We start from the raw sequence: 23,511 nt of genomic DNA, 5'->3' as shown, positions 1-23,511 counted from the left end.
AATTAATGACACAACTTTATTTAATTCGTCATGGCATTGCGGTTGAACGAGAAAACGATATGGATGATAAAACCCGTCCTTTAACGGAAATTGGGCGGGAAAAGACCCTAAAAGTTGCTCAACGGTTACGAGCAATGGGAATTAATTTTGATCTTATTTTAACAAGTCCTTTGGTCAGAGCGCGTCAAACGGCTGAAATTTTACAAACGATGGGTTTAAGTGACAAATTAGAAGAATTTAGCTTTCTTGCACCTGGGGGAAACATTGATTCTTGGACCAATTGGTGGACAAATTCCTATTATAATAAACCTGAAAGTTGTCTCGCTTTAGTCGGGCATCAACCCGATTTAGGAGATTGGGCAGAGATCTTAGTTTGGGGCGATAATTATGGGAAATTATTGCTTAAAAAAGCGGGAATTATTGGGATTAATTTACCCGATCAAACATCACCAATTGGTCAGGGAGAATTGTTTTTATTAACCGCTCCTAAATGGTTACTTTAATAGAAAAACTGTTACAGTATCAGCAACTTTTCATAATCTTGGGGCCTATCTAAATCAATTTAAGTGTATTGTTGTTATTGGTAGGGAAGACTAAGCTTCCCTTTTATTACTAAGCTTAAAACCCATTACTCAGATTTAATTGGGCTTCAGCTTGCACATAATTTTTCAATTCAACGGGAACAGCTTTGACATTCCAAATACGTTCACAATATTCTTGAATCGAGCGATCGCTGGAAAATTTACCCATTCTTGCCACATTTAAAATGGACATCCGACTCCAATATTCAGAATCTTTGTAAGCTTGAGATACCTTTTCTTGACATTCAACATAAGATTGATAGTCAGCTAACAAAAGATAGGGATCATCGTAGAGTAAATTATCCACAATGGGCTTAAATAATTCTGTATCACCACGAGAAAAGAAACCAGAACTAATTAAGTCCAAAACTCCTTTTAGTTCGGGATTAGAATCATAATAACCGCGAGGATAATAACCTTGGGCTTTAGTTTCTAAAACCTCTGGGGTTGTTAACCCAAATAAGAAGAAATTTTCTTCTCCCACTTCCTGACGAATTTCTACATTCGCCCCATCTAAAGTACCGATAGTCAAGGCACCATTAAGGGAAAATTTCATGTTTCCGGTGCCTGATGCTTCCTTACCTGCAGTGGAAATTTGTTCCGATAAATCCGCCGCTGGATAAACTCTTTGACCAAAGGTTACATTGTAATCAGGCAAGAAAATAACCTTCAAGCGATCGCCGATATCGGGATCATTATTTACCACATCTCCCACTGCTGTAATTAACTTAATAATGCGCTTGGCCATGAAATATCCAGGGGCAGCTTTTCCACCAAAAATAAAGGTACGGGGAGGAATATCTAAACTGGGATTTTGTTTGAGACGGTTATAAAGGGTAATAATATGTAACACATTGAGATGCTGCCGTTTATATTCATGAATGCGCTTAACTTGCACATCAAATAAGGAAGCTGGGTTAACAATTATGCCCAATTTTTGGTGAATATAATTGGCTAAATCTTGTTTAATAGCGTGTTTAGCTTCGTGCCACGCCCAACGAAAACCCCCATCATCAGCACACCCTTCTAAGTAACGTAATTCTTGTAAATTCTTAATCCAATTCTCCCCAATTTTTGAGTTAATTAATTCAGTCAACCGAGGGTTACTTTGGACAATCCAACGACGAGGGGTTACGCCATTAGTAACATTCGTAAATTTTTCGGGAAACAGTTGATAAAAGTCATGTAAAACTGTTTCTTTGAGTAATTCTGAATGTAACTCAGCTACCCCATTAATATGATGGGAACCCACACAAGCTAAGTTAGCCATTCTCACATATTTATTCCCACTTTCATCAATAATAGAAAGGCTAGAAAGTTTGTAATCATCATTGGGGAATTTAATGCGAACTCGCTCTAAGAAACGCTGATTAATTTCATAGATAATTTCTAAAAGACGAGGTAACAAATTACCAAAAAGAGCGAGGGACCATTTTTCTAAAGCTTCAGGTAATAATGTATGATTGGTATAACCAAAAGTATTTTGTGTAATACTCCAAGCTTTTTCCCATTCATAATGATAAACATCCACCAATAAACGCATTAACTCAGCTACCCCAATAGAAGGATGAGTATCATTGAGTTGGACTGCCCATTGTTCCTGGAAATTATCTAAATTAGGATTATCATTAAGATGAATCCGAATCATATCTTGAAGAGAACAAGAAACGAAGAAATATTGTTGTTCAAGTCGCAATTTTTTCCCTTGAATCGGTTCATCATTGGGATAAAGAACTTTACTGATATTTTCCGAGAGAACTTTATCATCTACTGCACCATAATAGTCTCCTACATTAAAGCGTTGAAAATCAAAAGATTCACAAGCTTCAGAACGCCATAATCGTAAGGTATTGACCGTATTAACTTTATAGCCAACAATAGGAGTATCATAGGGAATTCCTTTGACGACATAACCAGGAACCCAACGCACCCGATAATTTCCTTGATCATCAGTATAAGGTTCTGTCTGACCCCCAAAATTAACCGTAACAGAAGCTTCAGGACGGGCAATTTCCCAAGGGTTTCCATATTGTAACCATTTATCGGTAATTTCTACTTGCCAACCGTCCCGAATTTCTTGGTCAAAAATGCCAAATTCATAGCGAATTCCATAACCAATGGCAGGGACTTCTAAACTCGATAAAGAGTCCATATAACAGGCAGCTAAACGGCCTAAACCACCATTGCCTAATCCTGGTTCTTCTTCGGTTTCAATCAATTCTTTCAGGTTTAAACCCGATTCTGTAATAGCTTGAGTAACTTGTTCTGTAATGCCTAAATTGATTAAATTATTTTCTAAGTGAGGGCCAACTAAAAATTCAGCAGATAGATAACAAACCTTTTTGACTTCTTTTTTCATGGCGGTTTGAATCGTATTTAACCACCGTTGTAAAAGACGATCTCGCACCGTATAAGCTAAAGCCATATAAAAGTCATTTTTGCTGGCAATTTCCGGGAATTTCCCTTGAATATAAAAAAGATTATCTAATAAGGCACGTCGTAAGGTAGAAATTTCTAAACCTGTACGATCATCTTCAATTTGAACGGGTGTTGTATTAATCATATTCATCGCTGACTTGCTCCTTCTTTTTAAGCCAAGATGTTTTCAGTGTAAGCTATTTTATTTGAATATAAAAAATTTTTCACCATCTTAAGTATTCTAAATGTTAGATAATTCAAGATAAAACAAAGGGAAGATTAATTCAAGTTTAAGAAAAACCAAGCAGAAACTCAATAATCCTCATTTATAGATAATTAACTCATTTATTGACGACAGTTAGCAACAGTTTTTCCCAATCAGCAATTAATCCTTGATCTTGTATATCTAACGGTTTCTTAAGTTCTTCTTCTATTTTATTTAAGATATTTTTCAAGCGCAAGCTGTTGTCCTTCTTACGATAGTTTTTATAGCAGTAGCCAAGACATTTAGGACATTTTTAAAAGCTCAAACCCAGCAATGACAAAGGTTTTACTGTTGCCTGTTGCCCGTTGCCTTCTGCTATATTTTTAGTCATCGGTTCATTTTAAAGCATATATATTAGGTGGGCAATGCCCACCCTACTTAACTAAAAAAACCACCCGTAAGAATGTAAACCCTTACCCAATAAATTCACTCCTAAATAACAAACCCAAACCACAATAAACCCACTCGCGGCTAAAATAGCAGGTTTTCTTCCTTGCCAACCTTTAGTAATACGGGCATGAAGATAAGCAGCAAATACTAACCAAGTAATTAAGGCCCAGGTTTCTTTGGGGTCCCAACTCCAATAAGATCCCCAAGCTTCATTGGCCCAAACTCCTCCCGCAATGATACCAATAGTTAATAAGGGAAACCCTAACCCAATGATGCGATAACTAATATTATCCAAGGTATCAGCTAAACTAAGACGTTGGGGCGAAAGAATAACTTCATTAGTGGTCAAGGTTGAAGCAGCAACCGCATTTAACACGGCTGTCCCGCCACTGCCATTGCTTTCAGCTACGGTAACAGTGGGGTTTTTGTGGTTATTATTAAGCAGTTGTCGCCCTAATTTATCCCGATAACCTCCCGTTCCCACGGAACTCCCTTTGAGTTCCACATTTTGACCACGAGTAACGATCAAAAAAGCGATCGCTAATACTGCCCCTACCATCAAAGTTGCATAACTGAGCATCATCACGCTAACGTGCATCATTAACCAGTTAGACTTAAGGGCAGGAACTAAGGGTTCAGAATGCTGCATTTCCGTGGGCAAAGATAAGGCCGCAAAAGCCGTAATTCCCATCGCTACAGGGGTTGTGACCACACCCACTAAGGGACTGCGACTCATTTTTTCGGCCAGGAGATGAACGGCTGTTATCCCCCAAGCCAAGAAAAATAGGGACTCATAGAGGTTACTTAAGGGAAAATAGCCCCCTTCTATCCAACGGGCCCCTAATAGGGTGGCCATGGATAAATTAGCGATCGCTACTCCAGCAGTTCCCAGGGGAGGCAACCAGGTTAAACGAGGAAAGGCTGCCCCTGACCAATAAATAAGCATGGTCAGGAATAGGATTAAGAATGAACTGTTATCGAGGAAATTTTGTAAGCTGATTAAATCCATATTGAGTTCTGTCTCTAGTGATTTCAGGTAAAGTCATCGTCTGGCTTCTAGATCTATCTTATTTCTTTCTGCAACGTCTTACTCCCTTAACAAAAGGTTAAGGGAACCACTACAAAGTCACCTCTGATCCAACCTGTTGCTTTAGACTTAACAAATTGAACTTTGATCCAAGGGGTTCGGTTGGCGGTATCAGGCCCGGTTTCACACCCTAAAACGATAACGCGATCGCCTGATAACCCATAGCCTACATTATTGGCAGAAATACTAGGCCCTGACCGTAAGTTAATGGGAGACTTGGGATCAGTAGCGGTTAAAATTGTGATATCTGTTTTCACAAAATCGCCCCTTATCCAACCAATAGCCCCTGATTTCACAAATTTAACTTTAATCCAAGGAACCCGCGGCCCTTGATCAGATCCAACAGCAAACTCTAACAGGGTAACTTGATCTCCAGGTAAACCATAACCTAAATTCTTGGTAGAAATGCTGGGGCCAGAACGTAAATTAATGCGGGAATTGGGATCATTAGATCTGAGAATGGCACTATCAATGTTAGTCTGAGCTAAGACCTGAGAACTCATCGTTATGGGTAGAGAAAAAACGATGACTGAACTTAACACAATTGTCAACAATTCCGTAATTGTTTTCTTCGTTTTCATGGCAGTTGAATCCTAACTAATGGCAATTTAGAGGGAGGTTGCTGCTACAATCGGTCATATTTTGAAGGTAACATTATTCTATGAGCTTTTTTGAGAAATTAACCCAAGCGATCGCCACCTATCAAACCTTACTTATCATTGGTCTTGATCCTAACCCAGAAATGATGCCTCAAGCTGAAAATTCGGGGGAAGGACAAGAAGGTTTAATAATTTCCCTAGAAAATTGGTTAAAATCCGTGATTCAACAGACATCAGGGTTAGTCTGTGCTTACAAACCAACTTTAGGCTTTTATGAGGCGTTTGGGGGTCAAGGATTAGATTTATTATTGAGGGTAATTAAGACAATTCCTGAAGATATTCCGATTATTTTGGATGCTAAACATGGGGATATTAATACCAGTACCATTTTTGCTCAGACGATTTTTGAAAAGTGGCAAGTAGATGCTGTAACGGTCAGTCCTTATGCGGGACAAGATCATGTTGCACCGTTTTTAGTTTATCCCGATAAGGGGGTTTTTGTTTTGTGTCATACTTCTAATCCTGGGGCGGTTAATTTACAGGAATATCCGACGGATGAAGCACCTTTTTATTTACAAGTCATTAAGGAAGCAAAAACCTGGGGAACCCTAGAACAATTATTTTTAGAAGTGGGAACAACTAATTTAGATGTCATTCGCAAGATTCGCTCAGTTGCGTCTGAAAGATTTCTATTATTGCGGAGTATTTGGAGCCAGGGAAATGAGATTACTAGCATTTTAAAAGCAGGTTTAAATCAAGCAGGAGAAGGGGTCTTAATTCCGGTTCCTCAAGATTTTTTACAAAGCAATAATTTAAGGGAAAAAGTTACGAATCTCAAGACAGAAATTAATCAATTGAGAGAACAAATTATTCAAGAAGCTCAAAGTTGTGAGCTTTGGAGTTCTAATGTTTGTTTATTAAGTCCTCATCCTTATCAAGATTTGATTTTACAACTTTATGATATAGGTTGTTTATTGTTTGGGGAGTATGTTCAAGCATCAGGAGCTACTTTTTCTTATTATGTTGATCTGAGGAAAATTATTTCTCAACCCCAACTTTTTCATCAAGTTTTAAATGCTTATGCGGACATTTTAAAACGCTTAAATTTTGATCGCATTGCGGGTATTCCTTATGGTTCTTTACCGACAGCCACGGGATTATCTTTAATGTTACACCATCCGATGATTTATCCGCGCAAAGAAGTTAAGGCCCATGGAACCCGTCGTTTGATTGAAGGAAATTTTCATCCAGGGGAAAAAGTTGTTGTGGTTGATGATATTTTAATTACCGGAAAAAGTGTCAGACAAGGGGCCGAAAAATTAAAATCTTCGGGTTTAATTGTTGAAGATATTGTGGTATTTATTGACCATGAGGAAGGAGTTCAAGATAAACTCAAAGAGCAGGGTTATAATGCTTATTCTGTGTTAAAAATATCAGAAATTACTGAAACTTTATACAAAGCTGGAAGAATTAATGAGAAGCAATATCAAGGCTTGGCAAAACATTAATTCAAATTCATCTCTACTTGATGTTTAATGACTGTCTTTTGTTCTTCATCATATCCCCATCTTTCCAAAAAAGGAGTATATTTTCCTGCTCCTGTGACAATTGTTTCTTGTAATTGTTGCAATTTTTCTGTAATTAAACCTAAATCAACTTGTTGAATTAATTGAGTGGTACGTTGACAAACTCTGTCTGAACCTTGGGCCATTTCTTCATCATTATTACGACGATGAGTAATGGCCATTGCAGAGGACATAGCTAAGTTTTTAACTAATAATTCGCTGACAATTTCTGGGGAAGTTTTTAAGGCATTAATTACCTCTTCTGTTGGGGTATCAGCTAAAGATTTATCGCTCGTTAGATAGGTGACAAAAAAACCTCTTGCTCCATTTTCACTACTGATTAATATGGTAATAATTTCTTGAATTTCAGTTTCTTTTAAGCTGTTGCTTTCCATACCTTCAAGGAAAATTTCACTTAACTGAAGCGCATCTTCAAAGGAGAGATTGTCAGGAACGTGCCAATTCATAATAAACTTAAGTGGTAATTAACAGCTATTTATTAGTTTAAAGCTTTTTCTCTAAAATAGTCACTTATTTTAGTCAATCATATCTATTAAACAAAATCATTCATGCGATCTTTCCAATGTCTGACACAAGGTGCTAGAGTAACCAAGTCTTCAATATTCTTTTCCATGGTTTGACAAATTTTATCTAAGGGTAAATCATTAGCATCATAGCCAAAAGGATTTTCAATTTCAATCCCTATTTCCTCAATGCCAAACACAGTAAAACTAATTAAAGCAACAATGGGTGGAGTTACCCATTTTACATCATCTACAAATTGAAAGGGAAGGGTTAAACAATATAATAATAATAACTGTTTTAAATGGATAGAATAGGCTAAAGGAATAGGGGTTTTAAGGATTCTTTCACAGGCCCCAAGGACATCAACCATAGTATCTAATAGTTTAAACATGGTCATCAGTTGATAAGAATCAATACAGTTTTTTTCATATTGTTGTTGTAAATAATCCCCAATCCAAAAAGCTATTTCTAGAGGAGGATTATTCATAGTTTGTAATTTTTCATAACATTGTCGTGGCATGAATTTGACTAATTCTTCGTTAGGTGGCTCTAAACGTAAATGCAATTTAGTAGCGATAGCAAAGGCAACCAAAAGGCGGAGGATAGCAATCTTTTCTTGATGATCTTTAACGCTATCTTCTCGAATTGTCACCCAAATTGTTCGGGCTATATTTCGCACCGTATTAATTAAAGTTCCCCAGAGTTTTCGTCCTTCCCAATATCTTTCATAGGCAGTATTAGTCCGAAACACTAACAACAAACCCAAAACAATACTAGGCACTAACCCACTGTCGATAGGTAAGTCCAAATTAATCCCAGACTCATATAAAATTGTGATCACCACACTAAAACCCGCACAGAACATAACACGGGGTAAAATGGCAGGCATCACTGAGCCTTGCCATTGCAAAAGGAGACGAAACCACTGTCTACTTTCGAGATTTTCTGCTGATAATCGTCCCCTTTTCATAATTACTGATTATTTGGCTTTAGGACGGGGAAATTTAGAGGCAGCAGGGAATTGTTTAACAGGTTCACCTTTCAGGGCCTCCTGCATAAATTCTCGCCAAATAGGAGCAGCATTACCCCCACCTGTCACCCCTTTTCCTAGGGCGCGGTTAGTATCATCACCGATCCAAACAGCCGTTGCCAACTGAGGAACATAGCCCACAAACCAGACATTGCGTTCATTATCAGTAGTCCCAGTTTTTCCGGCAGCAGGACGACCAAGATTGGCGGCCCTTCCCGTTCCCCCGCTAATTACCCCTTGTAAGACAGAGGTTAAGGAGGCCGTTGCCCAAGGATCAAGGACTAATTGGGGTTTCGGGGTATTATCTAATAAAATATTCCCCCGACTATCCGTGACCTGTAAAATAATGGTCGGGTCAGCATACCAGCCGTTACTGGCAAAGGTAGCATAGGCATTAGCCATTTCCAACGGGGTAATATCCCCCGCCCCCAAGGGTAGGGAGGTAACGGGTTGTAAGGGACTTTTAATGCCGATACGGCGACAAACTTCAATCACCTTATCAACCCCCACTTTGCGCCCAATGACCACCGCCGGAATATTACGGGACTGCATCAAAGCCGTACGGATAGGCATGGCCCCCGAAAAACCACCACCGTAGTTTTTCGGGGTATAAAGGCCACTACCATCACGATAACTAACGGGACTGTCATTAACGATAGAGTCAGGGGTAAATTTCCCACTGGCAAAGGCAGTATAGTAAACAAAGGGTTTAAAAGATGATCCCGGTTGACGATGGGATTGAGTCACCCGATTTAACTGACTTTTATCATAATCAGTACCCCCAACAATAGCCTTGATGAAGTGGGTACGGGGATCAACGGATACTAAAGCGACTTGTAAATCTTTCGCATAAATTCCCCGTCCCCGTAGGTTTTTATAGCCGCGCTGAACTACTTCTTGGGCCTGCTTTTGCATGAAGTAATCAACAGTAGTTTGAATTCGCATCCCGCCTTTCAGGGTTGCTTCTTTGCCAAACTTTTCCCCTAACTCCTGCATCACGGTATCTGTGACATAAGGTAGTTTACTGCCTTGCCATGAGGTCGGTTTACCGATGCCTAAGGGGGCTTTACGGGCTGCTTCTGCTTCTTGGGGGGTGATCCAGCCTAAATCCGCCATACGGCTGAGAACAACCGCCTGGCGTTCTTTGGCTTTTTGATAGTCGGTAAAGGGACTATAGTTTTCTGGGGCTTGAATTAAACCCGCCATCATGGAAGCTTCCGCTAGGTTCAATTTAGAGGCTGGCTTATTAAAATAGCTTTGGGCAGCCGTTTGGGCCCCATAATTGTTGTGACCCCAATAGATGTTATTGAGGTACATTTCCATAATTTCGTCTTTGTCAAAAACCTGTTCAACCCGAATGGCCAAAACGGCTTCCGAGAGTTTGCGACTGACGGTGCGCTCACTGGAGAGGAAGATATTTTTGACTAACTGCATGGTGAGGGTTGATGCCCCTTCTACCACACCGCCACTTTTCCAGTTAACCCAGATGGCCCGACCAATACTGGTGGGGTTGATGCCATGATGTAAGTAAAAATGACTGTCTTCAATGGCCATTACAGCCCGTTTCAGTTCAGGGGAAATGCGATCGAGGGTGACAACCTCTCGGTTAGCTTCTCCATGAAGTCGGGACAGTAGTCTCCCTTTGACATCATAAATATAACTGGTTTCTGTCGGGGCGTAGGTATTCAGCATCCGTACATCAGGAAGGTTACGAAAGCTGATGGCGAGTCCGACAAGTCCTCCGGCAAAGATAGAACTCGCTAATAAACTGAGACTGAGGACGGTTCCTCCGGCAACTCTGAGAACGCCTTTTTGAAATGAAGGCTCAGAAGAAGAGGGCTTCTTCCCTTTGGCCAGTTGTCGAATAGTGCTAAACGACACGATGTTTTTACTTCCTCACTCCGAAAGATTAATAGAGATTTCAATAAACGGGGGTTTATGATTTTAGGATTTTTTCATGTTGATATAGTAGCTTACTAGAATTTGGCTGAGAGTCAAGCCATTTAAAATTCGAGATTGACGATTTTGTCTGGCCCCTAGAATTAAATCTAGGGGTTTAACGCCTCCTATTATGGCCGTTTTTTCCACAAATTGGTACTATCTTGGCAATGACTGTCTAGTTTTTCTGGGGCAGGTAAGCCAATACTGCTGGCTGATGGCGAGTCTGCGAAACAATTATAACCCGCTACATTGCCTGATTCAATTAGCCGTGGGACTGTCAATCTGAGTTCAGCCTGAAGGAGTGTTATCGAATTAAGTTATACAAAGAAACTCAGAAAATATACATAGAAATTAAATTATATATGCTTAAATTGATTTGTCTGCCACAAGACCCTGAGTATTTTCTTGGTTAATGAGAAAGTAAATGCAGTACATTTGCTCTCGTAATAATCGATAGTAGGTAAAAAAATGAATTATAAAAGTTTATTGATTCTGGGATTTGGTGTTTTGGTTAACTCATTATGGGTGACTTCAGCTAAGGCTTTAACGTTCTCTTTTTCGAGAGAATATGCTGCCAATGAAACCATGAAAAATAAGGCTTTACTTGAGGGGGTTTTTAAAGCAACTGACAACAATAATGACGGCTTTATTTTGGCTGATGAAGTTGAGTTTAACACTTTTCAAGCTACGTTTAATTATGGTAATCAATCCAGCTTGAGCTTAGAAGCATCAGAACCAAAAGTTGTTAATCAATTTAGCTATGCAATAGGAACCAATAACTTATTTTTCAATGTCAGAACCGATAGACCAACGGAAAATCCTGTCATTGATCCAAACATTGAGTTTAATGTTAATTTTGCGAGGAATTTTGATGGATTTAGAAACGGAGATTTTATTCTTTTAACAGATGATTTTCAACAGACTGGAGTAGTTGCAGAAATACCAGATATAGTTGAACTAACACCCGATGATACTGATAATATGACTAATGTTCCTGAGGGTGATTCTAGCTTGGCTTTATTGATTTTAGGTGGCTTAGGGATTAGTTCAATGGGGAAAAAACTGAATCGGAAATCATAAACATGGCTTAAATAATTATTCAATTTTAACCGCAAAAGTCCTTTCTATTAGAGCATTAAATAAACAGAGTTTACTGAATAAAGCTTACCGAAGTAACTTAGAGTTTCTACAGCGTAAAACCCTTGTTTTGTATACTTTATAGCTTTATTCAGCAAGCCCTAAAAGCAAATCAATTTTCTGGCTAAATAGAAGAGGTTCAAGACAGTATCAAAACCCTCACCCCTTTCAAGAAAATTTTATAAGGCCCCGGCTGCTGTTTTATCAAATACTCCCGCCCCTAAATGGGTGGTTAAATTGATAGCTTGTAAGACGGGAGGCCCTTCTATTCCTTGGGGATAGTCAATGACACTCACTCCACCATTGCCCTGTTTGATATTCCAAAAATTAGCGGGTTGTAACCCTAATAAATCACATAAAATTACTTTATTAATGGCATCATGGGCTACAACAATTCCGGTTTGAGGATGGGATGAATTGCTATAATCTTTGACAATCTCTTGCCAACAAGCAACCGCCCTATCCCACACTTGTTGTAGGTTTTCTCCTTCGGGCATTTGCACCGTTTCTGGGGCATCTTTCCACTCCTGAAGTAGTCCAGGAAATTCGGTTTCGATTTCGCTTTCTAATTTCCCTTCCCACAGTCCATGACAAATTTCTGTTAATTGAGGACGCAGATCTAAGGTAAGGTCAGGATGATATTGTAAGATAAGTTCTGCGGTTTCTTTGGGACGTAATAAGGGACTACTCACCCCAAAATTTAGAGTCACATCTTTGAGAAAATCAGCAGCTTTTTGCCCTTGTTGTTTGCCATTATCATTGAGGGGAATATCCCTGATTCCTTGAAAGCGAGATTCTCGGTTCCACTGGGTTTCCCCATGACGAATAAATAATAACCTTAATCGATTATTTTCGGCACGGGTTGGAGGAATGGGAATGCCTAAATGGGAGGTTTGATTGAGGGATTCCAGTTGGACGGTTTCGCCCCAATTACCCGTAAAATTTAACACATTAATACAACAATTAGACTGTTGAATCCGATGATAATGAGAGGGAGGAATACCAATGGCACTCATAATTAAACAGCGGTTAATGCCATTATGGGCCACAATTAAAATGGTTTCTCCTGAATGTTTAGCTAGGAGATTTTGCCAAAATTCTTGGGCTTGTTTGTATAAGGAAATGACAGGAAAATGGTCTTTTTGTCCTTCAGGGCTGGCAATGACCATTTTAAATTCATGAGGTCTTTCTTTCCAGCATTGATAGTCTGTAGGAAATTTGGCAATGACTTCCTGTTTATGCAAATTTTCCCAAAGGGGAAGGTCAATTTCTTTAAGTTGCTCACTGGGGGATAAACTGGGTGCTTTAATAAAGCAGTTTTGGATAATCTCAGCAGTGGTTTTTGCCCGTTGTAAGGGACTACAATAAATAGCATCAATGGGAAGGGAACTGAGGGTATGACCAACGTTTTGAGCATCCTGACGACCTTGTTCTGTGACAACAGATTCGTCACTACGACCTTGGATTCTCTTTTGAGCATTGTAGCTGCTTTGTCCATGACGCACTATAATAACGCGAGTAGCCAATCTTTCTATCCTCTCTAGGCTCTATTTAATTTCTAGATTACAGGCTATTGGAGCTTTCTCATCACTTGTTTTTTAAGTTGTTAGATTTTTCTTGATATTTTAAAACATTAATGATTTTACAACAGCTAAAATTTTCTATGTTGTCTTATTTTAAACTCAAACAAAATAAAATTTTTGAGCTGAGTTTTCTGGCTTTATTTGCTATTATTATCTTAATAGGTACTTTAAATCATGCCATGTGGCGTGATGAATTAAATGGTTGGTTAATTGCCAGAGATAGTGTTTCTTTTGTTGATTTTTTTCACAATATTAAGTATGAAGGACATCCTTTGCTTTGGTATCTTTGTCTATGGATACTTAATCAATTAACTCCTAATCCCCTCGCTATGCAAATTTTTCATTGGTTAATTGCAACGGGGGCTTTCGCTTTATTTATGCTATTTGCTCCTTTTAAAAGACTACAAAAAATTTTGTTTCTTTTTGGCTATCTTCCCCTCTATGAATATTCTTTGATTAGTCGTAATTACTCTATTGGCATTTTATTTGTATTTCTTTTTTGCGTCTTTTTTCCCAGTCGTTATAAAAGTTATTTGCTTTTAGCTTTGATTCTAGCTTTAATGGCGAATACGAATGCTTATTGTTTGCTAATTTCACTAGCATTAGCATTGACATTAATGATTGAGTATGCTTTTAAAAACAAGCTAAATTATGAGACTAAAGCTAATATTTATAATCTTGTTTACGCTTTGATATTATTGGGTATAGGTATCATTATATCTGTATTTATGTTATTACCTCCTGGAGATAGTACCTTACAAGGAGGGGCTGATCAATGGTTATTTCAGTTTGATTTTAACCGACTTACTCAAACGATTACAAGAATTTGGAGAAGCTATATTTTAGTGCTTATTCCGAGTGATTCTAAACCCACTGATCTTATTCTTTTTTCTTTTCTTTCTTTAGGGTTATTCGGATTTGCAATTACTATTCTCATCAAAAAACCAATTGCTTTATGTTTTTATCTCATGGGAAGTTTACAAATTCTTCTCTTTACATATCTTAAGTTTTTAGGTTCTCAGAGACACTATGGGCATTTATATATTATCCTAATTACCGCCCTGTGGATCGCTTATTATTATCCTGACTCTGATGTAATTGTTAAATATTTAGCCAAACTTCCTGCCCAATTTTCAAGAATGTGGCTAAAATGGTTTAAATTTGTTGAACTTCATAAACAAACTTTAATTATGATAATATTATGGTTACAAGTCATCGCAGGAATTGTGGCTTTTAGTCGAGATTTAATTACCCCTTACTCAGCAAGTAAAGCAACGGCAAAATTTATTCAAGAAAACAACTTAACAACCAATTTAATGATCGGAACCGAAGATTTTGCTGTCTCTCCCATTAGTGGTTATCTTAATCAAAAAATTTACTATCCAGAAACTCAAAGCTTAGCTAGTTATGTCTTATTTACTCAAGAAAGAAAATTAATCAGTGATTCTGATTTAATGCTAGAGATAAATCAGTTAATTAATCAACAAAACAAACCTATTTTATTAATTATAAATAGAGAATTTCATCAACCTCTTTTTGAGCTAAATATTAAATTATTAGCAAGTTTTAGAAAAGCATTTATCTACAATGAGAAATATTATCTTTACTTCATTACTCCCAAAAAATAATGAATAAATTCGATTTAAGTTATCCGTTGAAAAGCACCTATTTCTGTTTCTTTATCTTATTGATTTTAGCATTATTTCTCTGGTTTATTGGCTTAGGCAATTTACCCTTAAGAGACTGGGATGAAGGTTACTATGGAACAGTTGCTAAGGATATGTTTAAAACAGAAAATTGGCTTTATTTAACTTATTATGGCCAACCTTTTCTCTTAAAACCCCCCTTAATTATTTGGTTAATTAACCTCAGCTATCAATTAGGAGGAATTAGTGAATTTACGACTCGTTTTCCCTGTGCATTGCTAACAGCATTTGGGGTTCCTTTGTTATATTTAGTCGGTAAAAATATCTTTTCTCAGCAACTACCAGCCATTTTAAGTAGTTTAGTTTATCTAACATTGTTACCTGTTATTCGTCATGGACGCTTAGGGATGATAGATGGAATAATTAACACCTTTTTAATCTTTTCTATTCTCTGTTTAGTAAAATCTCGAAAACACCCTAGATGGGCCATTGGTTATGGTATTGGCTTAGGATTAATTGCCTTAAGTAAAGGCACTTTAGTTATTGCTTTAGGTGCTATTATAGGGGTATATATACTCCTAGATAAACCTGCAAACTATCTAAAAAATCCAGCTTTATGGTTAGGAATATGCCTCGGATTTATGCCAGTATTTATTTGGTATTGTATACAAATTAATCACTATGGAGATATCTTTATTCAAGTTCACTTTCTTCAACAAAATTTTGATCGTCTTGCAACTGCAGTAGAAGGAAATAGCGGTTCTTTTTGGTATTATGGACTTGAATTGATTAAATATAGTTTTCCTTGGTTACTCTTTTTACCTGGAAGTTTAATATTAGCTTGGCGACAAAAACAACAATCTTGGGCGAAATTAGTATTAACCGGATTTTGTCTATTTCTGGCAATTATTACCCTGATGGGAACGAAACTTCCTTGGTATATTATGCCAATTTATCCCTTTCTTGCCCTAGGAATTGGTGCTTATTTATCTCAGTTTTGGCAAGAGCATAAATCCTCTCCTAGCGGTTTAATATTTGGCTTTTTTCTTGCCAGTATTGCTTCATTATTCGGGGCAATTTACTTATTGATAGAAGGAAAAGAAATTAGTTTAATCATCACTGGTTTTATTGTTTTCTTTACTTTCTTATTATCTTGGCAAAAAATCCGCAAAAGTTTTCCTGATTTTGTTATAATTTTAATCATCGGTTTATATATGAGTCTGGGAATATTTATGACCTCTCAGTCGTGGATTTGGGAATTAAATGAAGCATTTCCCGTGAAACCTGTAGCTACTTTAATTAAACAGCATACTCCAGCCAATACAATCATTTATACCTCATTTGCTTACAGTCGTCCTAGTTTAGATTTTTATAGTGATCGCCAAGTGCTTGCTCAAGATCAAAGCGCATTAGAAAAATTAGCTTTAAGCTCTTCTTATCTTCTTCTCGATCAAAATAGCTTGAAAAATTTACCACTATCTAATGCTAAAATATTAGGGAAAGCAGAAGGATTTATTTTGGTTTCAACCTCTGAAAATCACTAACAAAATCGAGGATTTTTAATGACAACAAAACGATTAATCTTAATAGTCATCACTATTGTTTCAGTGATTCCTTTATTCTTCTCAATTATTGGGAGTATTAATCAACCACAAATTCAATCAAACTTACAATTATATCAAACTAATTTAGTTCTTCAAGCGTCAGAATTTTCTGGAGATAATCTCGCTGACTTTGCCCAAATTAGAGAAGCTATATTAGGCAAAAATACTTATCAATTAGCATTGAGGCAATATCAAGAAGCTCGTCAACTTTCGCAAAAGAATTTAGGCAGATTAGAAGCTCATTTAAACAGTCTAAATTCTCCATCTGTGACTTTAGAAGAAGATGTTAACAGCAATTTAAACCCTATTCTCTCTCTGTCTACCGATCAAGAAAAATCACAATTAGAAATTCAAAAACAAGCTGAAGAAATCAATAAATTAGCCTTAAAAATAGGTCTACTTGAAGCTCATCAAGGAAAGGTTCAACTTGCCTTAGAAACCTGGGAAAATATAGGCCCAAACCAGAAGGGAAATAACTCTATTTTTTCTTCTCAAATGTTGGCTGATGTCTTAATTAATTTATGGAGTTCTAATGCCCAAATCTTAGCAAATTCAGAAACAATAATCACAGATCAATTAACAGGGTGGTTTCGTGATTATGCCCTCAGTAAAATTTATCAACTGCAAGATAGTCAAGCTAACTTAATGAGCTTACAAACTCAACAGCAAAAAATCGCTAGTCAAGCTATTATTAAACTCACTTTAGTAGCATTTATTCCCATATTAGGGGGATTAATTGGCTTTGGATTATTGGTCTTTCTCCTAATTCAGTTATTTATTAAAAAAGGGAATGCTATTTTAGCCATTGATCAACAATTCAATTGGCAAACGCCTTGGACAGCCGAAACTTTTTGGCAAGTTTTAGTCGTTGGTTTCTTTTTTGTGGGACAAATTGTCCTTCCCATTTTATTTAGTTTTTTAAACATTGATCTTACTCATGCTGACTTAAGGGGAAAAGCTATCTATGTATTAGCAAGCTATCTTTCTATGGCATTAGGCGGAATTGGGGTACTATATTTTTCGATTAAACCCTTTTTTCCCTTACCGAAAGATTGGTTTCAATTTAAGTTATTTAGTAACTGGATAGTTTGGGGAATTTCTGGCTATTTAGTCGCCTTACCATTAGTGGTAATTGTCTCCTTAATTAATCAACAAATTTGGCAGGGACAAGGAGGCAGTAACCCCTTGCTTTCTCTAGCCTTAGAAGCACAAGATAATGTGGTTTTAGGGATTTTCTACGTTACCGCAGCGATCGCAGCCCCTGTCTACGAAGAAATCATGTTTCGAGGCTTTTTATTACCTTCCTTAACCCGGTATTTTCCCGTATGGGGAGCAATTATTGTGAGTAGTCTAATCTTTGCGGTTGCTCACTTAAATTTATCAGAGGTGCTACCTTTAGCCATCTTAGGAATTGTGTTAGGAGTTGTTTATACGCGATCGCGGAATCTTCTTTCCTCAATGTTAGTTCATAGTCTTTGGAATAGTGGGACGCTGATTAGTCTATTTTTATTAGGGAGTGGCAGCCATTAAGAAACATTAACAAATTGTTGAGTAGCACAGACAATGAAGCATTGATTAAGCTAGGATAGAATTGATATTCTTAATTCTAGTCTTACTCCCAAAAACTATCAATGAAGCTGCAATTGCCACCACAACAGGTAGGAAAAATGATAGGAACCTTGGCTATTATTTCCTTAAGTTTAACGGGGGTTATTTGGCTACAAAAATCTCGCCTTAACCCCAACCAAGCAAAGTTAACTACCGCCGAATATAAAAAACAAGAACAACTGGAAAAAGTTCAATTAGATGTGTATAAAGGGGTTCCCAATATTGGGTTTAATAACTTATTAGCTGATTGGTTTTATTTGCGTTTTATTCAATATTTTGGTGATGGAGAAGCTCGTGGTGAGACAGGATATTCTTTGAGTCCTGATTATTTTGAATTAGTGGTTGAGCGCGATCCTCGGTTTGTTGATGCGAATCTTAAAATTGCGGTGTCTACTTCTATTTTTGCAGGGCAACCTGACAAAACTGTGGCTTATCTAGAAAAAAGTTTAAAAGAGACACCGAGTAAAGTCATCTCTCCTGTTTATCCTCCCTATTATCTGTGGATTTATAAAGGGATAGATGAGTTATTATTTTTAGGGGATATTGAAGCTGCGAAAAACTCAAATACAATGGCAGCTAATTGGGCGGAAACTTATCCTGATGAGGGCAGTCAAAATACTGCCAAACGTAGGCGAGAAACGGTTAAATTTTTAGAGGAAAATCCCCAGAGTAAAGTTGCTCAAATTGGTGCTTGGACACAGGTTTTATCGGGGGCAGCTGATACCAAAACCCAAGAAAGGGCCCTAACAGAAATTAAAGCATTAGGAGGAGAGATCATTGTCACTCCGGAAGGCCGTGTTAGTATTCGTGTGCCAGAGGGAATTGATTAATGAAATTGGTTCTACCGAACTTGTTATGCTAAATCAATACCGACAGACAGACTGAAGCCTGATATAGAAACTAAGCATCCGAAGGGAGGCTAAATTAAACCCACGTAGGCGGGTTTTGTCTGTATAGCTTAACCCTTAAGGGTTTGAGGATATAATTATTAATTTCCTGAAAAATATGGTTCTTTAAGTTTAATTCTTTATCTTGGTGATAGTTGACGGGAAACTGGAATTGAAATAAAAGTCAAATAAAATTCTTCTCCTTCTGAATCTTGTAATGCTTCTAAATAAGAATCAATTCCTCGTGCTTGAGGTAATTCTTCCATATCTGATAAATGTAATGCTAAAGCAGATTCCATTTCTTTAGTGGTTTCTTCCAAGGTTTCACCTGTAGCAATACACCCTAATACATCAGGTGAATAAGCAGAAAATCCGGTTTCGCTTTTTTCGAGAACAATCAAATATTTGTTGATCATTTTAATCCTGCTTGTCTAAGAATACTAGCTAATGTACCTTTTCTTACATCATCACCTAACTTTCCTGCAACCGTCACTTTTCCTGTTTTGCTGGGATGTTCATATTGTCGATGACTTCCTACTGTATTAACCAGAAACCAGCCATCTTTTTCTAGTAATTTAATCACATCCCTTACCTTTGTTGCCATAATTTAAAAGACGATAAAAGTTATATCTTCTATGTCACTCTAGTCTCCTTATTCTGATAAAGCTGATAGGGAATGATAACGCGATCGCATTTCTAAATAGACTAATAAAGCGTTAATATCTGCGGGGTTAACTCCCCCAATACGAGACGCTTGGCCAAGAGTTAAGGGACGAATTTTCGTTAATTTCTCCCTAGCTTCCATCGAGAGGGTTTCAATGGTCATATAATCAAGATCTGCGGGTAAATTTCGGTTACTATGACGACTAATTTGTTCAATTTGAATTTGTTGCCGTTTTAAGTAACCAGAATATTTAAGATCAATTTCTGCCCCTTCTTTTTCAACGAGGGTTAATTGGTCATTTCCTAGGCCATAGTCTTCTAAATTACTGTAATGAAATTGGGGACGACGTAACAAGTCTGCTAAGGTAACTGAGCCTTTAATTTTTTGTTGAGTATCCTTAGCAATCATCATTCCGACTTCATCTCGTTCTTTAATTCTGGTTTCGTAGAGACGTTCTTTTTCTGCTATAATATTAGCCTGTTTTTGTTGAAATAGATCCCAGCGACGATCATCAATTAAGCCAATTTTTCGACCCAAAGGAGTCATTCTTTGATCGGCATTATCAGACCGTAAAATGAGACGATATTCAGAGCGAGAAGTTAACATCCGATAGGGTTCTCGTAAATCTTTGGTACATAAATCATCCATTAAGGTACCCAGATAACTTTCTTCTCTGGAAAATATAATCATCTCCTCATCTTTCACATATTTAACCGCATTAATTCCGGCCACAATACCCTGTGCTGCTGCTTCTTCATAACCCGTCGTTCCATTGACTTGGCCAGCACAAAATAACCCGGCAATTTTTTTTGTCATCAGGGTAGGATAACATTGGGTTGCGGGTAAAAAATCGTATTCCACCGCATAGGCAGGACGCAACATCACACAGTTTTCTAACCCAGGAAGGGTTCTTAACATGGCTAATTGAATATTTTCTGGTAAACCCGTTGAAAACCCTTGAATGTACAATTCAGGGATATTTCTCCCCTCCGGTTCAATAAAAATTTGATGACTTTCTTTATCAGAAAACCGAACAATTTTATCCTCAATAGAAGGACAATAACGAGGCCCTTTTGAGTCAATAAACCCGCCATAAATTGGGGATAAATGTAAATTATCTCTGATTAATTGATGAGTTTGAGCAGTAGTATGGGTCAGATAACAATTCATTTGTTCTCGTTCTACCCAAAGATCGGGGTCAAAACTGAACCAACGCACCTCCTCATCAGGGGGTTGGGGTTCCAGGTTAGTATAATCGACTGATCGCCTGTCTACCCGCGCTGGAGTCCCCGTTTTCAGTCGTCCCGTCTCAAACCCCAACTGATTGAGGGTATCGGTTAACCCAACAGCCGCAAATTCTCCGGCCCGGCCAGCTTCCATCGATTTATTACCGATCCAAATCTTTCCCCCTAAAAAGGTTCCAGTGGTCAAAATAATTGCTTTGGCCCCGAAACAAGTTCCAAAGTACGTTTGTATTCCTATGACCTCATCATTGTTCCCCAAAACTAAATCTGTGACCATCCCTTCACGAATGCTCAAATTGTCTTGATTTTCGACAATTTCCTTCATCACTGCCGAATATTCCCGTTTATCTGTCTGGGCCCGTAATGCCCAAACTGCGGGGCCCCGTGAGCTATTGAGAACCCGTTTTTGTAAATAGGTGCGATCGGCCATTTTGCCGATTTCTCCCCCTAATGCGTCCACTTCGTGGGTTAATTGGGACTTTGCGGGGCCACCCACAGCCGGGTTACAGGGTTGCCAAGCAATGCGATCGAGGTTGAGGGTTAACATCAGGGTACGACACCCTAAGCGAGCCGCCGCCAGGGCAGCTTCACATCCCGAATGGCCCGCACCCACAACAATGACATCAAATCTATCTTGGAAGTCAACGGGAGTGGTAATGGTCATGATTCTTGAGTCTGGGGAATACTATTTTATTTTAGCGGATGGATTTGAGCGATCGCTGAATTTTTAATCAGGGTTAGACTGAGTTAAAAGGTTGCCTTTTTCTTCCCACATAGTAAAAGCAAGCAAAAAGTTTTCTAGGACATAAATTAACCAAAGAGATTGTTCAATGGAAGTTGACTCATAATATTCAAAGAGTCGTGCTAATCTTTGTCTTAAGGAAGATTGAAGTTTCGGGGCTAATAATACTAATTTTAACAGTAAACTAGCCATCTGGGTTGCCCCTAAACAATTGGTTAAGTTAATGAAGGTAAGATGATTAGCCTTTTGATTCGGATCGACTCCTAACTCATTTAATAACTGAGTACAAGTCCGTAGAATCAGAAATTCGTTGAGAGGTTGTTCATCGCAATTCGAGAAAAGTAGCGGAATTTTAGCAGTAAGATGCTGTTTTAATGGTCTTTGGCCAGATTGTTCTCCAACGTCTTGTACTAAATAGTTTTCTAACCAAATTTTGAATTCTCTGAACTGGAGAGACTCCCCTTCATTACTGAAAAGAGTAATGGTCTTTTTCTGACATATTTCAGTAAAGTATTCTAAGGCAATTCTGAAGGCTTTACCACTTAATAAAGTTGGATTTTTAACGATTGAAAAGAGTTGACTTGACTGGCCGGATAATTGACGAATTCTTTCTATCTGAAGCTTTTGTTTATGATCAATTACGGATTTAGTCAACCCTTGTTCAAAGGCTTTTTGTTGTTGTAGTTTAAGGCGACTCAGTAAGCGACGATATTCTTTGATATTATCATTATCGAGTAAACAATGTTTATATAAAAATGGATAACGTCCTAGTAAATCCCCTAAATATTCAGGTTTAGGAGCATCCGATGCTAGACGAGGATTAAGAATCCGTGCCAGTCTTTGTAGTTTAATATATTGAGGAGTTTCAGGAAACTTTTTGATGCTTTGTTGCCAAGTTTTCGATAGTTTATAAGAACTTTTTTCTGACAATTGTAAATTTTTAAATAGAGCTAATAAGTTAAAAATAGCTGCCTTGTTTTCTGATTGTATTGACCAATAACTGATAAACAACTGACAGCAACGATTTAAAAAATAGTAACAATCTTTCTGGGTAATTGAAGAGTCGTTCATGGTTTCTAAGACTGTCTGAATGTTGGAATTAGGATACTTTTCATACTCATTCAATAGCCAACCAAAACGTTCTACAATCTTAGCAGATGACTCGGTTTGAACATAATTAAAGAAATGCTCATAAAGGAGAGTAATCTCTTGACAAGTTTGTTGTCCTTTATTTTCTAATACTTTATCAGCTTTATTCATTATTACCATCGCATTCATCATCTAACTTTTCAACTGCCTGTCGTTTTTTACTTGTGTTATTAAGATTCTTTATCCTTGACAAACCTTTGTCTATAATCCCTAATTGATTTGCTTCTCATTCGCTGTAAAAGCTCTTGACGAAATTTCTTTCTCATTTCATAATTAAGACTTCGTGCTGAGCAAGTTTGAGGTAAATTAATCGTGATTTCCACTTTTGTGTCATCAGGAAGTTCATAATATTCGGTGGGAATAAAAGCTCCCTGCCAATAAACAGCTTTGATTTTTTGTAACATAAAAAACTCGAAATATTGAACTCAACTTTCTTTAGTTTTGAACATTTTGCTGAGTTTATCAAGAACAAGAATTACTGACCTTGTGTGATTTCTTTTATAGGCATAACCCATTTATTTATGCTGAACTTAAAACCAAATATTTTGAGTTCTAAACTTAGACAAATCTCTACAAGATTGATAAATTACCTTTATTAATTAATTTAATTTATATATGTAAAAAAAATAATCATTCTTTTTAATCAATCCAGAAACTTTACAAAACTAAATCATTGATCTATTTTGCCGGATTTTGCCAAAATTTGCTCCATAATCAGATTTTGGCGATTTTAACACTTAAGTGCTATTATGATATGATAGGCTTGCTTTATAGGCAAATTTCATAAAACAAGCAAATAACCCAGTGAATTCAAGTTTTGTTAAGTATTCTTGACAAATAATCCCT

General features: G+C 37.4%; 20 protein-coding genes. 7 read left to right on the top strand and 13 right to left on the bottom strand.

Translation table 11 applies throughout. The features are described from left to right. The first annotated feature begins 5 nt into the window (after positions 1–5). The gene (sixA, locus tag VB715_RS19080; protein ID WP_323302810.1) at positions 6–503 is read left to right on the top strand and encodes a phosphohistidine phosphatase SixA; all 498 of its coding nucleotides are present in this window, start codon (positions 6–8) and stop codon (positions 501–503) included. A 115-nt stretch (positions 504–618) separates the two neighbouring features. Here the strand turns inward: sixA and VB715_RS19075 are convergent, their stop codons facing one another. The 3 genes from VB715_RS19075 to VB715_RS19065 form a co-directional block, all read right to left on the bottom strand. Beyond that, positions 619–3,144: a glycogen/starch/alpha-glucan phosphorylase gene (locus VB715_RS19075; RefSeq protein ID WP_323302853.1), complete on the bottom strand. Its 2,526-nt coding sequence runs from the start codon at positions 3,142–3,144 to the stop codon at positions 619–621. 502 nt (positions 3,145–3,646) lie between these two features. Next, positions 3,647–4,663 (bottom strand): c-type cytochrome biogenesis protein CcsB, encoded by a 1,017-nt coding sequence (ccsB, locus tag VB715_RS19070; RefSeq protein WP_323302809.1) that lies wholly within the window; start codon positions 4,661–4,663, stop codon positions 3,647–3,649. Between the two features lie 86 nt (positions 4,664–4,749). Continuing rightward, positions 4,750–5,322 (bottom strand): SH3 domain-containing protein, encoded by a 573-nt coding sequence (locus VB715_RS19065; RefSeq protein ID WP_323302808.1) that lies wholly within the window; start codon positions 5,320–5,322, stop codon positions 4,750–4,752. Positions 5,323–5,402: 80 nt separating this feature from the next. Between VB715_RS19065 and VB715_RS19060 the strand changes: the two genes are divergently transcribed. After that, a complete protein-coding gene (locus VB715_RS19060) occupies positions 5,403–6,848 on the top strand; it encodes a bifunctional orotidine-5'-phosphate decarboxylase/orotate phosphoribosyltransferase (RefSeq protein WP_323302807.1) in 1,446 nt (481 codons plus the stop codon). Here VB715_RS19060 and VB715_RS19055 read toward each other — a convergent pair. The 4 genes from VB715_RS19055 to VB715_RS19040 all read right to left on the bottom strand — a co-directional run bounded on the left by VB715_RS19055 (position 6,845) and on the right by VB715_RS19040 (position 10,682). Then, positions 6,845–7,372: a hypothetical protein gene (locus VB715_RS19055; RefSeq protein WP_323302806.1), complete on the bottom strand. Its 528-nt coding sequence runs from the start codon at positions 7,370–7,372 to the stop codon at positions 6,845–6,847. The genes VB715_RS19060 and VB715_RS19055 overlap by 4 nt on opposite strands. Positions 7,373–7,458: 86 nt before the next feature. After that, positions 7,459–8,400: a bestrophin family protein gene (locus tag VB715_RS19050; protein WP_323302805.1), complete on the bottom strand. Its 942-nt coding sequence runs from the start codon at positions 8,398–8,400 to the stop codon at positions 7,459–7,461. Between the two features lie 9 nt (positions 8,401–8,409). Continuing rightward, positions 8,410–10,341 (bottom strand): penicillin-binding protein 1A, encoded by a 1,932-nt coding sequence (locus tag VB715_RS19045; RefSeq protein WP_323302804.1) that lies wholly within the window; start codon positions 10,339–10,341, stop codon positions 8,410–8,412. 188 nt (positions 10,342–10,529) lie between these two features. Next, positions 10,530–10,682, bottom strand: a complete 153-nt coding sequence (locus VB715_RS19040; RefSeq protein ID WP_323302803.1) for a hypothetical protein — start codon at positions 10,680–10,682, stop codon at positions 10,530–10,532. Between the two features lie 187 nt (positions 10,683–10,869). Between VB715_RS19040 and VB715_RS19035 the strand changes: the two genes are divergently transcribed. Continuing rightward, positions 10,870–11,481: a hypothetical protein gene (locus VB715_RS19035; RefSeq protein ID WP_323302802.1), complete on the top strand. Its 612-nt coding sequence runs from the start codon at positions 10,870–10,872 to the stop codon at positions 11,479–11,481. 236 nt (positions 11,482–11,717) lie between these two features. On the opposite strand, the gene VB715_RS19030 is transcribed toward VB715_RS19035, so the two are convergent. Then, on the bottom strand, positions 11,718–13,064 hold the full coding sequence (locus VB715_RS19030) for a histidine phosphatase family protein (protein WP_323302801.1): 1,347 nt from the start codon (positions 13,062–13,064) through the stop codon (positions 11,718–11,720). A gap of 110 nt (positions 13,065–13,174) precedes the next feature. Here VB715_RS19030 and VB715_RS19025 point away from each other — a divergent pair, with 110 nt between their 5' ends. From VB715_RS19025 to VB715_RS19010, 4 genes are all read left to right on the top strand, one after another. Next, complete coding sequence (locus VB715_RS19025) at positions 13,175–14,749, top strand: hypothetical protein (protein ID WP_323302800.1); 1,575 nt, start codon at positions 13,175–13,177, stop codon at positions 14,747–14,749. Beyond that, entirely contained in the window at positions 14,749–16,311 is a 1,563-nt protein-coding gene (locus tag VB715_RS19020; RefSeq protein ID WP_323302799.1) for a glycosyltransferase family 39 protein, read from the top strand. The genes VB715_RS19025 and VB715_RS19020 overlap by 1 nt, the downstream gene beginning before the upstream one ends. Before the next feature lie 18 nt (positions 16,312–16,329). Next, the gene (locus VB715_RS19015; RefSeq protein WP_323302798.1) at positions 16,330–17,901 is read left to right on the top strand and encodes a CPBP family intramembrane glutamic endopeptidase; all 1,572 of its coding nucleotides are present in this window, start codon (positions 16,330–16,332) and stop codon (positions 17,899–17,901) included. A gap of 101 nt (positions 17,902–18,002) precedes the next feature. After that, complete coding sequence (locus VB715_RS19010) at positions 18,003–18,809, top strand: hypothetical protein (RefSeq protein ID WP_323302797.1); 807 nt, start codon at positions 18,003–18,005, stop codon at positions 18,807–18,809. 197 nt (positions 18,810–19,006) lie between these two features. On the opposite strand, the gene VB715_RS19005 is transcribed toward VB715_RS19010, so the two are convergent. From VB715_RS19005 to VB715_RS18985, 5 genes are all read right to left on the bottom strand, one after another. Beyond that, complete coding sequence (locus tag VB715_RS19005) at positions 19,007–19,282, bottom strand: type II toxin-antitoxin system HicB family antitoxin (RefSeq protein ID WP_323302796.1); 276 nt, start codon at positions 19,280–19,282, stop codon at positions 19,007–19,009. Further along, positions 19,279–19,470, bottom strand: a complete 192-nt coding sequence (locus VB715_RS19000) for a type II toxin-antitoxin system HicA family toxin (RefSeq protein WP_323302795.1) — start codon at positions 19,468–19,470, stop codon at positions 19,279–19,281. Before VB715_RS19000 ends, VB715_RS19005 begins: the two co-directional genes overlap by 4 nt. Positions 19,471–19,518: 48 nt before the next feature. Further along, complete coding sequence (gene mnmG, locus VB715_RS18995) at positions 19,519–21,438, bottom strand: tRNA uridine-5-carboxymethylaminomethyl(34) synthesis enzyme MnmG (RefSeq protein WP_323302794.1); 1,920 nt, start codon at positions 21,436–21,438, stop codon at positions 19,519–19,521. Between the two features lie 63 nt (positions 21,439–21,501). Continuing rightward, positions 21,502–22,776 carry a hypothetical protein gene (locus tag VB715_RS18990; RefSeq protein WP_323302793.1) on the bottom strand — a complete coding sequence of 425 codons (1,275 nt, stop codon included), beginning with the start codon at positions 22,774–22,776 and terminating at the stop codon, positions 21,502–21,504. A 59-nt stretch (positions 22,777–22,835) separates the two neighbouring features. Beyond that, positions 22,836–23,069: an antitoxin AF2212-like protein gene (locus tag VB715_RS18985; protein WP_323302792.1), complete on the bottom strand. Its 234-nt coding sequence runs from the start codon at positions 23,067–23,069 to the stop codon at positions 22,836–22,838. Positions 23,070–23,511 lie beyond the last annotated feature (442 nt).

Source organism: Crocosphaera sp. UHCC 0190 (genome assembly GCF_034932065.1).
Classification (GTDB): domain Bacteria; phylum Cyanobacteriota; class Cyanobacteriia; order Cyanobacteriales; family Microcystaceae; genus UHCC-0190.
Note: the sequence above shows the minus strand (reverse complement) of the source record. Positions and strands in the feature narration are given on the sequence as shown.

Excerpts from the sequence above, each read along its gene's own strand:
- VB715_RS19065 (WP_323302808.1), bottom strand. The coding sequence starts at position 5,322 with ATGAAAACGAAGAAAACAATTACGGAATTGTTGACAATTGTGTTAAGT.
- VB715_RS18990 (WP_323302793.1), bottom strand. The coding sequence starts at position 22,776 with ATGAATAAAGCTGATAAAGTATTAGAAAATAAAGGACAACAAACTTGT.
- VB715_RS19000 (WP_323302795.1), bottom strand. The coding sequence starts at position 19,470 with ATGGCAACAAAGGTAAGGGATGTGATTAAATTACTAGAAAAAGATGGC.
- ccsB (WP_323302809.1), bottom strand. The coding sequence starts at position 4,663 with ATGGATTTAATCAGCTTACAAAATTTCCTCGATAACAGTTCATTCTTA.
- VB715_RS19050 (WP_323302805.1), bottom strand. The coding sequence starts at position 8,400 with ATGAAAAGGGGACGATTATCAGCAGAAAATCTCGAAAGTAGACAGTGG.
- VB715_RS19015 (WP_323302798.1), top strand. The coding sequence starts at position 16,330 with ATGACAACAAAACGATTAATCTTAATAGTCATCACTATTGTTTCAGTG.
- VB715_RS19010 (WP_323302797.1), top strand. The coding sequence starts at position 18,003 with ATGAAGCTGCAATTGCCACCACAACAGGTAGGAAAAATGATAGGAACC.
- VB715_RS19020 (WP_323302799.1), top strand. The coding sequence starts at position 14,749 with ATGAATAAATTCGATTTAAGTTATCCGTTGAAAAGCACCTATTTCTGT.
- VB715_RS19005 (WP_323302796.1), bottom strand. The coding sequence starts at position 19,282 with ATGATCAACAAATATTTGATTGTTCTCGAAAAAAGCGAAACCGGATTT.
- VB715_RS19075 (WP_323302853.1), bottom strand. The coding sequence starts at position 3,144 with ATGATTAATACAACACCCGTTCAAATTGAAGATGATCGTACAGGTTTA.
- VB715_RS19035 (WP_323302802.1), top strand. The coding sequence starts at position 10,870 with ATGAATTATAAAAGTTTATTGATTCTGGGATTTGGTGTTTTGGTTAAC.
- VB715_RS19025 (WP_323302800.1), top strand. The coding sequence starts at position 13,175 with ATGATTTTACAACAGCTAAAATTTTCTATGTTGTCTTATTTTAAACTC.
- mnmG (WP_323302794.1), bottom strand. The coding sequence starts at position 21,438 with ATGACCATTACCACTCCCGTTGACTTCCAAGATAGATTTGATGTCATT.
- VB715_RS19060 (WP_323302807.1), top strand. The coding sequence starts at position 5,403 with ATGAGCTTTTTTGAGAAATTAACCCAAGCGATCGCCACCTATCAAACC.
- VB715_RS18985 (WP_323302792.1), bottom strand. The coding sequence starts at position 23,069 with ATGTTACAAAAAATCAAAGCTGTTTATTGGCAGGGAGCTTTTATTCCC.
- sixA (WP_323302810.1), top strand. The coding sequence starts at position 6 with ATGACACAACTTTATTTAATTCGTCATGGCATTGCGGTTGAACGAGAA.
- VB715_RS19055 (WP_323302806.1), bottom strand. The coding sequence starts at position 7,372 with ATGAATTGGCACGTTCCTGACAATCTCTCCTTTGAAGATGCGCTTCAG.